Genomic DNA, 8606 nt, shown 5'->3' with positions numbered 1-8606 from the left:
CAACAACTGGTCCGCGAGATGGGTCCAGAAGATTTCCGCCAGCGTCAGCTCTCCGGATGCCTGCAGCAGCAGCCCCGCCTCGAACAGCGGCGCGCGAGCGAGCGGGCTCTTGCGCCAGTCTTTGGCAGGCGGGTGCCCGGCGAGGCTTTCATCGAAAGGCAGCCCGCCTCGTTCGGCGGCCAGCAATCCGTAGAAAGAGGTTTGATACTTCGCCCCTTCGGCAAAGGCCGCGGCGGCGCGTTCGGGTTCGCCCATGGCTTCGAGCGCGACCCCCTGCCAGTATCCCGCACGTCCCTGACTGATCGGAGAGCTCACCGCGCCATCGTGATTGGTGAAATGCCGGTACGCTGTTTCCGGTTCATCGAGGAAACGCAGCGCGATGTAGCCTGCCAACCATTCGAGATCGGCATAGTTCGATCCGCTCTCGATGAAATGCTGCGACGCCAACTGATACGCGCGGCGCTTGTCGCCAGAGCGCATTTCTCCGCGCGCCAGGGCACGGCGCCGGTTGCCCCATTCGTCGGGTTGGCCCAGTGCCTGCGCGGATGTCGAGGTTTCCAGCAGCAGGTCCTTTGCCTCGGCCACCAGCCCCTTCCGGATCCGCCATTCAAATCGGTCATGGGCCAGCCCGGGCGACGCCAGTTGCGCAGCGGGCAGACCGTCGATCATGGCGTTCACGTTGCCTTCGCGCCGTTGGAGCGCGATGCGGGTCTTGGCAAGGTCGACCTCCCCCTTGCCGACCAGATCGAACATCTGGCGTGCGGCGGAATGGTTGCGCCGCCACAGCATTTCATCCAGCCGCGCGGCGTGGTGGCCCTCAAGCAGCTTGGCGTGTTTCGCGAGAAAAAGGGCCTGACTGGAGCTATTCATCGGCATGGTGCGCCAGGCCATTACGATATTGGCTTCTGCCTCGCCGGTTTCGCCGTTGGCGGAGAGAGCCTCGGCATGGGCCAGTACACCGCGCGGCGTTTGCGGGGGTGCACCCTTGAAGAAAGCGAGAATCGTCGCGTCGTCCTCATCTATCACGCGGTCTTCGGCCCGCAGGCGCAGATAGCTTTCGCCCGGCCAGTCGGGCCGGCGCTGCAGGAAGGACGAAATCTGCGCAAAGGTACCGCCCCCATCGCGCAGGAAATGCCACATTATGACGTCCCGCGCCACGAGCCCGTCCCGTTCGGCAAGGGTGAGCGCGGCTTCCCAGCTGCCGGCCCGCATGGCGTCGAGCGCCCAACCCAGGGGGCGGGGGCGTTCGGCCAGCGCGGGCGAGGCCAGCGCAAAAACGAGGGTCAGAACAGTGAGGACTCGTGTCATCGCTTGCATTTCCCTTTGGTCAGAGGCTAGAGCCAAACAACATATGACCTGAATGACGGCATGCAAATGACGTTCCCGCCATGCGGGTCAAACTGTCCGGTTTCCGCCGGTCTGCGCAAGTCAAAGGAGCGTGCATATGTTCAAAGGTTCGATGCCAGCCCTCGTTACACCGTTTGCCGATGGCAAACCGGATCTCGCGACCCTGCGCAAACTTGTGGACTGGCATGTCGATCAGGGCTCCCATGGTCTCGTCCCGGTTGGCACGACGGGCGAATCGCCCACGCTCAGCCATGATGAGCATGAAACGGTCGTCGAAGAAGTCGTGAAAGCGGCGGCAGGTCGCATCCCGGTGATTGCCGGGGCCGGGTCCAACAACACCGCCGAAAGCGTCCGTCTTGCACGTCACGCGGCCGAGGTGGGGGCCGATGGCCTGCTGGTGGTGACCCCCTATTACAACAAGCCGACACAGCGGGGGCTGATCGCGCATTTCACGGCTGTCCACGACTGCTGCGAGTTGCCGATCATCATCTACAACATTCCGGGCCGTTCCGTCGTGGACATGCTGCCGGAGACGATGGGGGAACTGTCGAAACTGCCCCGGATCGTCGGCGTCAAGGATGCCACCGGCGATCTCGCCCGGGTCTGCGACCAGCGTATCACCTGTGGTACGGATTTCATCCAGCTCTCGGGCGAGGATGCGACGGCCCATGGGTTCAACGCACAGGGCGGTACGGGCTGCATCTCGGTCACGGCCAACGTGGCGCCCGCCCTGCTGGCGCAGATGCAGAACGCCTGTGCGAAAGGTGATTATGCGACCGCGCTGGAACTGCAGGACCGCTTGATGCCGCTTCACAAGGCGATTTTCACCGAACCGGGTCTGGTGGGCGTGAAATACGCAATGTCACTGCTTGATCTGTGTTCGCCGGAGGTCCGCCTGCCGCTGACGGAGCTTTCGGATGAAACGAAAAAGCTGGTTTCCGACGCGCTGCGCCATGCAGGATTGCTTGGCTGAACGATCTGACGGTCCGACCGCTATGCGGCGGTCGGGTTCCGCCCGCTCAGGCCGCCTTGCCTGCATGTGCGCCGTAGTAAAGCCCTACGACATGCTCCGCTTCGGCAAAGAAAAGCCAGCGCGCGGTGAGCACACCCGCGAGATGTGAAACCACCGCCGCTGCCGCCGCGATGTGGGTAAACGGCAGCAGAAGCAGCAGGACCGGCAGCGCCGACATCAGGGTTATCGCGATCACCCGCAGTTTCAGCGCATGTTTGCGCCCGACCACATGGACGAATTCCTTCAGCAGATAGTTGGTGCCGGTATGGGGAGGCTCGAACGCGCGTACCTTGCCGATGGTCCCCAGCCGCGTGGCGCTTGCCAGATCGGTGCCGGAGTCGGTCAGCGCCCGGTCCCCCCGAAGCCAAGCCGCGATCTGCAGCACACCCGCGGCCAATAACAGCCAGATCGCCCAGGTGATCTGCCCCGCCAGCAGCGCCCCCCCGCCGAGTGAGATCGACAGATAGTTGAGCGGGGTGAGAACGCTGTTCCAGCGCGGAATCGTCTTCATCTGCGCATAGATCATCGAGGTGGTGAAGACCGTGAGCAAACAGAGAGCGGCGCCGACATAGCCCAGAACCGGCCAGCGTGACTGCACAAAAACGAGCCCCGCGCCATAGGCCGCCATCACAATCAGGCTCGCCACGGCGGCCCAACCTTCGCGGCTCAGCCAGCTGGTGCGCCACTGGGTAAAGGCCTTGAGCGCACGCTCCGGATGGCCAAGGTGGAACGTGGATGAAACAAGCCCGCCCACGGCAAACAGATAGGCGATGGTGAAGAAGGCGAAGGCGGTCCAGCCGGTGACGGCGGGAAGCCCTATTCCCAGCCAGAAGAGCAGGCCGAAACCAAGCCCCGAAAAGCTGGTGAAGACGATGACGGAAGGTGCGGGATGCATCAGAGCTTCTCCAGCGCGCGGTCGAGCCAGCCGATGAAGCCCTGCGGTGTCTCCGCTACAGGCTCGAGGAAAGGGGCCAATACGTCGATCTCGCCGGTGGTCGGTTCCGCCGCATCCCTCGCGAGCCGGTCCCGGGGCCGCGGGGGCAGATATTTGTTGACGGGCTTCGTTCCCTGTTCCGGCATCAGGTCGACCCCGCCGCGTTCCGAGACCAAACGGCTGACGTCGGAGGCAGGATCGGACAGGTCACCAAAGTGGCGAGCGCCCGCGGGGCAGGTCCGCACGCAGGCCGGAGTGCGGTCAACCTCGGGCAGGTTCTCGTTATAGATGCGATCCACGCATAGGGTGCATTTCTTCATCACCCCCTCGGCGGCGTCCAATTCCCGCGCGCCGTAGGGGCAGGCCCAGGCACATAGCCCGCAGCCGATGCAGTCGCTTTCGTTGACCAGCACGATGCCGTCCTCGACTCGCTTGTAGCTGGCGCCCGTGGGGCAGACGGTGACACAGGGCGCGTCCTCACAGTGAAGGCAGGATTTTGGAAAGTGCACCAGTTGCGCGGCACCCTCGGGCGGTTGCACTTCGTAGCTATGCACCCGGTTGAGAAAGGTGCCGGACGGGGCGCCGCCATACGGGTCCTGATCGCTGAGCGGTGCGCCGTAGTTTTCGGTGTTCCAGCCTTTGCAGGAAATCACGCAGGCATGACAGCCGACGCAGGTGTCGAGATCGATCACCAGCCCCAGTTTGCGATCGGTCCGTTCGGGGAGTGCGGTCATCGGGGTACTCCGCTTGTGGGGCGAGGCCGGGGCGCTGCCCCGGACCCCGAAGTATTTGGGATCATGAGAAAGGGGATCATCGGCCGACCTTCCACCGCAGCAGGCGCGGGCCCTTGCCCACGGGCGAGGTCTGGGCCGGGAAATCGGGGCGGGTCTGCGCGATTTGCTCGGCCTTTTCGATCTTTACCTTCAGGTCGAACCACGCCGCCTGCCCGGTCACCGGGTCGGAATTCGACCAGCGCAAGCCGTCGCCTTTCGGCGGCAGCAGCTCATGCATCAGGTGGTTTAGCAGGAAGCCCTTGGTTGCTTCGGGCGCGTCCTCATCCAGCGCCCAGGCGCCCTTGCGCTTGCCGATGGCATTCCATGTCCAGACGGTATTGGGGTTCAGCGCGGCCATTTCCATGACCGGGACCGTGATCCGCCCGTGGGGGGACGAGACATGCGCCCAGTCGCCATCCTTCAGGTCATGCGCGCGCATCAAGTTGGTCGGCAGGTAGAGCGGGTTATGGCCGTGTATCTGGCGCAGCCATGCGTTCTGACCGCCCCATGAATGATACATGGCCATGGGGCGCTGGGTCAGGGCGTGGATGTCGTAGCCTTCGGTTCCCGCACTGTCGCAATCGTACCAGATCGGTAGCGGCGACATCGTGTCGATGATCCGTTGGCGCAGATGGTCCGGGGGTTGCCGTTCCCCGTGACCTTCGGCGGCAAGCTGGAAGCGGCGCAGCGGTTCGACGTAGAGCGAGAAGAGATAAGGCTGCGGCGCATCGTAAAGCGCGTTCTGCACGGCCCAGTCCTGATAGTCGCGGTTCCACGGCTTGTAATAGGCGGCCTCCTCTGGAACGTGGGAGATGAAGAAGCCGCCGTTTTCGATATAGCGATCCAGTTGGTTCGGGTTTGCGTCACCGCGGCCCGTCTGCCTGCCCGCCGCGCCGCGATAGCCAAAGAGAGGGCCGACCCCGGGGCGGCGCATGTGATTGGTGATGTAGTCAGCGTAGTCGGCGTATTTCTGGCTGCCGTCGTCGTTGACGAAAGCAGGCAGGCCCAGCTTTGCGCCAAGCTCGCAAAGGACCGACTGAAAGCCGCGCACGTCGCGGTCCGGCTGAACCACGGGCCAGCGGATCGCATCGGCCGCGGCATCCGCTTCGCAAATGGGCCGGTCGAGAAGTGATATGCAGTCGTGCCGTTCCAGATAGGTGGTATCTGGCAGGATCAGGTCCGCGTAGGCGACCATTTCGGAGCTATAGGCATCCGAATAGATGATGCGGGGGATGACGTAATCGCCGTTTTCGTTCTTGTCCGTCAGCATCTCCATCACGCCGCCGACATTCAGGGAGGAGTTCCACGACATGTTGGCCATGTACATGAACAGCGTATCGATCTTGTAGGGATCGCCCGCATGGGCGTTGGAAATCACCATATGCATCAGCCCGTGGCTCGACATGGGGTTTTCCCATGTGAACGCCTTGTCGATGCGGGCGGGGCTGCCGTCTTCGTTGAGGGCAAGGTCGTCAGGCCCGTGAACGAAGCCGAGATGCGGCCCGTTCAGCGGCGCGCCGGGGTTCACGCCACTGTGCGGTTTGGGGTGGGCGGTGGCGGGTTTGGGGTAGGGCGGTTTGAAGCGGAACCCGCCGGGTACTTCGACGGTACCGAGGATGATTTGCAGCAGATGCAGCGCGCGGCAGGTCTGAAAGCCGTTGGCGTGGGCCGAAATGCCCCGCATCGCGTGGAAGGAGACCGGACGCCCCGTCATCGTCTTGTGGGTCTCGCCCCGGAAATCCGTCCATTCACGCTGGAGTTCGAAGGCTTCGTCGAAGGCAATTCGGGCCAGTTCGGCGGCGATGGCGCGGATGCGTTTCGCGGGGATGCCGACCTTGTCCGCGATGGCTTCGGGGGCGTAGGTATCCGCGAGGTATTTTTCCGCCATGTGATGAAAGACGGGGCGATGGGTGACGCCGTCGACCTCGTAGGTGGCAGAAAGGTCGGGGCGGACACCCGGCGCATCAAAGGCGCAGAGCTTGCCTGTGCGTCTGTCGATCACCTGTTCCTTGCCGTCTTCATCGCGGAGCAGCAGGCCATGCTGGGGGGAGGTTTCATCCGCGTTCACCATAACCGGGGCGTCGGTGTATTGCGCGAGATAGTGCAGATCGATCCGCCCCGATTTCATCAGGCAATGGACCATCGACAGGATGAAAAGCCCGTCGGTGCCCGGCGTGATGCCGACCCAGTCGTCGGCCACGGCGTTATAGCCCGTGCGGATGGGGTTCACCCCGATGACACGCGCGCCGCGCGCCTTGATCTTGCCGATGCCCATCTTGATCGGGTTGCTGTCGTGATCCTCGGCCACGCCGAAGAGCATGAAGAGCTTGGTATGGTCCCAGTCGGGCTGGCCGAATTCCCAGAAGGCGCCGCCCATGGTGTAGATGCCCGCCGTCGCCATGTTGACGGAGCAGAAGCCGCCATGGGCCGCGTAGTTCGGTGTGCCGAAGCTTTGCGCCCAGAGGCTGGTGAAGCTTTGCGACTGGTCCCGCCCGGTGAAAAAGGCGAGCTTTTCGGGCGCCGTTTCGCGGATGGGGGCGAGCCAGCCGGTCGCTATTTCCAGCGCTTCGTCCCAGGTGATTTCCTCGAACTCGCCGGAGCCGCGGGGGCCAACCCGTTTCAGCGGCGCGCGCAGGCGGGACGGGGCGTTGTGCTGCATGATCCCGGCGGACCCCTTGGCGCAGAGGACACCCCGGTTCACCGGATGGTCGCGGTTGCCTTCGATATAGGCGACCTTGCCGTCCTTCATGTGGACGTTGATGCCGCAGCGGCAGGCGCACATGTAGCAGGTCGTCTTGCGGACCTCGTCCGAGACCTTGGGCGACAGGTCCAGTTCCGGCTGATGATGCGTCATGGCTGCGGCGCCTCCTCCAGCGCTGTCAGGGCCTCGCCCGCGACATGCCGCTCTTCGGCGGCGGGGATGACCCAATGGGGAACATTTCCTGCCCAAGCTAAGTTTGCAAGAACTTCGTTCCGCATCTCCGCGTCATTTTCACCGATGCCACCCGTAAAGGCGATGGCATCGAGGCCGCCCATGGCGGCGATCATGGCCCCCGACTGACGGGTGATCCAGTATCGGAAATGGTCGCGGGCGAATTGCGCCGCGGCGCTGTCGTCCGCACAGATGCGGCGCATGTCGGCGCTGACGCCGGACAGCCCCAGAAGGCCCGAGCGTTCCTGCAGCATCTGTTCGGCCGCATCCGGCCCCATGCGCCGGGCCAGATGCAGCACGGCGCCGGGGTCGATCTCCCCCACGCGGGTACCCATGGTCAGCCCGCCGAGCGGGGAGAACCCCATCGTAGTCGCTTCGGATTTTCCTTCGAGGATGGCGCAAAGCGATGCGCCGTTGCCAAGGTGCATGGCCAGCAGGCGCGGGGGCAGGGGGTGCCCCGTGGTCGCTTCCCATTCCTTGACCATCGCGCCGTAGCTGAGACCGTGAAAGCCATACCGGCGCAGACCTGTCGTTTCGGGGGTTTCGGGCAAAGCGTAACGGTAGGCGACAGCTGGGTTGCTGGCATGAAAGCCGGTATCGAAACTGGCGCATTGCGTCAGGCCGGGTACGGCGCGTGCAATCGCATCGATCCCGGTAAGGTGATGGGGATTGTGCAGAGGCGCCAAGGGCACAGAGGCCGCGATGATCTCGCGTACCTGCGGCGTTACGCGGACGCCCCGGGTCAGCGTCGGGCCGCCGTGGACAACGCGGTGAGCCGCGGCGCTCAGTGCGGTTGCGGGAACGCCCTGCGCCTCCAATGTCTCCAGTATCGCAGACAGGGCAGCTGCGTGATCGGGCAGCTCGCCGGGCCGGTCAACGCCCGGCGCCGTGACGCGGCCATTGCCCCGCGTGCCGATGCCCGTCGCCTCCACCCGCAAGAGTTCCTTCAGGCCGGGGTCGAAGACCGCCGTCTTGATCGACGACGACCCCGCGTTGACGACGAGAAGGGGCCCGTCTACCGGCAATTCTTCAGACCTTTTGAGGGCGCATGTCTTCCCTGCTGATGCCGGCAACGGACACGGGCTTTTTCATGGCATCCCGGCGGAATGGCTCGCCCAGCTCCTGATTCAAGAGAACTTCGATGAACGTGGTCTTGCCGTCGTTCATCTGCGCTTTGATCGCCTTGTCCAGCGCGTCGGTCAGTTCCTGCATGGAAGAAACCTGCACGCCTTCGACGCCGCAGGCCTTGGCGATGGCGGCATAGTTCACGTCCTGCGCAAGTTCGGTGCCCACAAAATTGTCATCGAACCACAGGGTGGTGTTCCGCTTTTCCGCCCCCCACTGGTAGTTGCGGAAAATCACCATCGTGATCGCGGGCCAATCGTCCCGGCTGACGGAGACCATTTCGTTCATCGAGATGCCGAAGGCCCCGTCACCCGCGAACCCAACCACGGGCACATCCGGGCAACCGATCTTGGCGCCCACGATGGCGGGAAAGCCGTAGCCGCAGGGGCCGAAAAGACCCGGTGCCAGATATTTGCGGCCATCCTCGAACGAGGGATAGGCGTTGCCGATGGCGCAGTTGTTGCCGATGTCCGAACTGATGAT

The 8606-nt window shown here is 63.9% G+C and carries 7 protein-coding genes; 1 reads left to right on the top strand and 6 read right to left on the bottom strand.

Annotated features, from left to right (window positions below; all coding sequences use genetic code 11):
• A partial coding sequence (locus A3764_RS05020) for a tail length tape measure protein (RefSeq protein WP_067951277.1) occupies nt 1-1308 on the bottom strand: 1308 nt, incomplete at its 3' end.
• A 136-nt stretch (nt 1309-1444) separates the two neighbouring features.
• Between A3764_RS05020 and dapA the strand changes: the two genes are divergently transcribed.
• Nucleotides 1445-2320 (top strand): 4-hydroxy-tetrahydrodipicolinate synthase, encoded by an 876-nt coding sequence (dapA, locus tag A3764_RS05015; RefSeq protein WP_067924520.1) that lies wholly within the window; start codon nt 1445-1447, stop codon nt 2318-2320.
• A gap of 46 nt (nt 2321-2366) precedes the next feature.
• Here dapA and A3764_RS05010 read toward each other — a convergent pair whose 3' ends face one another.
• The 5 genes from A3764_RS05010 to A3764_RS04990 form a co-directional block, all read right to left on the bottom strand.
• A complete protein-coding gene (locus tag A3764_RS05010; RefSeq protein WP_067924517.1) occupies nt 2367-3254 on the bottom strand; it encodes a dimethyl sulfoxide reductase anchor subunit family protein in 888 nt (295 codons plus the stop codon).
• Nucleotides 3254-4027, bottom strand: coding sequence for a 4Fe-4S dicluster domain-containing protein (locus A3764_RS05005; protein WP_067924514.1), 774 nt, complete (start codon nt 4025-4027; stop codon nt 3254-3256). The genes A3764_RS05010 and A3764_RS05005 overlap by 1 nt, the downstream gene beginning before the upstream one ends.
• Before the next feature lie 76 nt (nt 4028-4103).
• On the bottom strand, nt 4104-6920 hold the full coding sequence (locus tag A3764_RS05000) for a molybdopterin oxidoreductase family protein (RefSeq protein WP_067924511.1): 2817 nt from the start codon (nt 6918-6920) through the stop codon (nt 4104-4106).
• The gene (locus A3764_RS04995) at nt 6917-8023 is read right to left on the bottom strand and encodes an acetate/propionate family kinase (RefSeq protein WP_067924508.1); all 1107 of its coding nucleotides are present in this window, start codon (nt 8021-8023) and stop codon (nt 6917-6919) included. Before A3764_RS04995 ends, A3764_RS05000 begins: the two co-directional genes overlap by 4 nt.
• 4 nt (nt 8024-8027) lie before the next feature.
• Nucleotides 8028-8606 (bottom strand): thiamine pyrophosphate-dependent enzyme (locus A3764_RS04990; RefSeq protein ID WP_236628023.1); only part of this gene is annotated, 579 nt, incomplete at its 5' end.

This window comes from Sulfitobacter sp. HI0129 (assembly GCF_001635395.1).
Taxonomy (GTDB): domain Bacteria; phylum Pseudomonadota; class Alphaproteobacteria; order Rhodobacterales; family Rhodobacteraceae; genus Sulfitobacter.
The sequence above is the reverse complement of the archived record's forward strand: the minus strand, read 5'-3'. Positions and strand labels throughout refer to the sequence as shown.

Coding starts and splice junctions, on each gene's coding strand:
- dapA (WP_067924520.1), top strand. CDS start 1,445: ATGTTCAAAGGTTCGATGCCAGCCCTCGTTACACCGTTTGCCGATGGC.
- A3764_RS05010 (WP_067924517.1), bottom strand. CDS start 3,254: ATGCATCCCGCACCTTCCGTCATCGTCTTCACCAGCTTTTCGGGGCTT.
- A3764_RS05005 (WP_067924514.1), bottom strand. CDS start 4,027: ATGACCGCACTCCCCGAACGGACCGATCGCAAACTGGGGCTGGTGATC.
- A3764_RS05000 (WP_067924511.1), bottom strand. CDS start 6,920: ATGACGCATCATCAGCCGGAACTGGACCTGTCGCCCAAGGTCTCGGAC.